We start from the raw sequence: 1,202 nt of genomic DNA on the forward strand, positions 1-1,202 counted from the left end.
TTGACCTGCTCCCCCTGAATAGTCCGCAGACGGTGTAGAGTCCGTTCCAACGAAGGGGAACGGAAGTGAAGAAGCGATTCAGCGAAGAACAAATCATTGGCGTGTTGAAGGAAGGCGAGGCGGGTCTCAAGCCGGCCGAGTTGTGCCGTAAATACGGAATCTCGGAAGCGACCTACTACAACTGGAAAGCCAAATTCGGCGGGATGACCGTGTCGGATGCGCAGCGTCTTAAGGAGCTTGAGCAGGAGAATGGTCGGCTCAAGCGATTGCTGGCCGATTCGATGCTGGACAACGCAGCGCTGAAGGACCTGCTTGCCCGAAAGTAGCAAGCCCGCAAGCCAAACGCGAAGCGGTCCGAACGTTGATGACCGAGCGCGCGATGGGTGTCACCCGGGCTTGCGGGCTGGTGGGAATTTCGCGGTCGTTGTTCCGTTATGAGTCAAGCCGGACCGACGACGTCGAGTTGACGAGCAGAATGGTGGCCATTGCGGCGCAGAAGCGCCGGTATGGCTATCGCCGCATTCACGTGCTGCTGCGTCGGGAGGGTTGGCTGGCCAATCACAAGCGGGTTTGGCGGCTATACAGCCAGGCGGGACTGAGCGTGCGCAAACGAAGGCGCAAGCGTATTGCCGCAGTCGAACGGACACCTCGACCGCTACCAACAGGACCGAATCAAAGCTGGTCAATGGACTTCGTCTCTGACGGCTTGGCGTATGGTCGGCGGTTTCGGTGCCTGAATGTGGTCGACGATTACACGCGTGAATGCCTTGTCATCGAGGTCGACACTTCACTGCCTGGGCAGCGCGTGAGACAAGTGTTGGAACGTTTGCGGGAGATGCGCGGATTGCCGTTATCCATCACCGTGGACAACGGGCCGGAGTTCGCTGGCAAGGTACTGGATGCCTGGGCGTATGAGGTTGGCATCACGCTGTCGTTCATCCGACCCGGCAAACCTGTGGAGAACGCCTACATCGAGAGCTTCAACGGGCGGTTCCGTGACGAATGTCTGAACGAACACTGGTTCGTCTCGCTGCGCCACGCCAAGCGCTTGATTGAATCATGGCGTATCGAGTACAACACAGAGCGGCCTCACAGCTCTCTCGGCTACCTGACGCCCGAGCAGTTTGCTCGGGCGCATGAAGAACAGAAGTTTTTAACCTCGGACTCTAAAAGCGTTTCGGACTAAAACCGGGGGCAGGTCA

1 protein-coding gene is annotated in these 1,202 nt (G+C 58.2%); it reads left to right on the plus strand.

Annotation, left to right across the window (positions count from 1 at the left end; all coding sequences use genetic code 11):
* Window positions 1-65 precede the first annotated feature (65 nt).
* Window positions 66-1,186 (plus strand): IS3 family transposase gene (locus PCA31118_RS26880; RefSeq protein WP_425495413.1). Its coding sequence is split into 2 segments (ribosomal slippage): window positions 66-306 and window positions 306-1,186, totalling 1,122 coding nucleotides; the frame shifts between segments, so codons are not numbered across the junction.
* The last annotated feature ends 16 nt before the right edge of the window (window positions 1,187-1,202 follow it).

The sequence above is a fragment of the Pandoraea captiosa genome (genome assembly GCF_902459775.1).
GTDB lineage: Bacteria > Pseudomonadota > Gammaproteobacteria > Burkholderiales > Burkholderiaceae > Pandoraea > Pandoraea captiosa.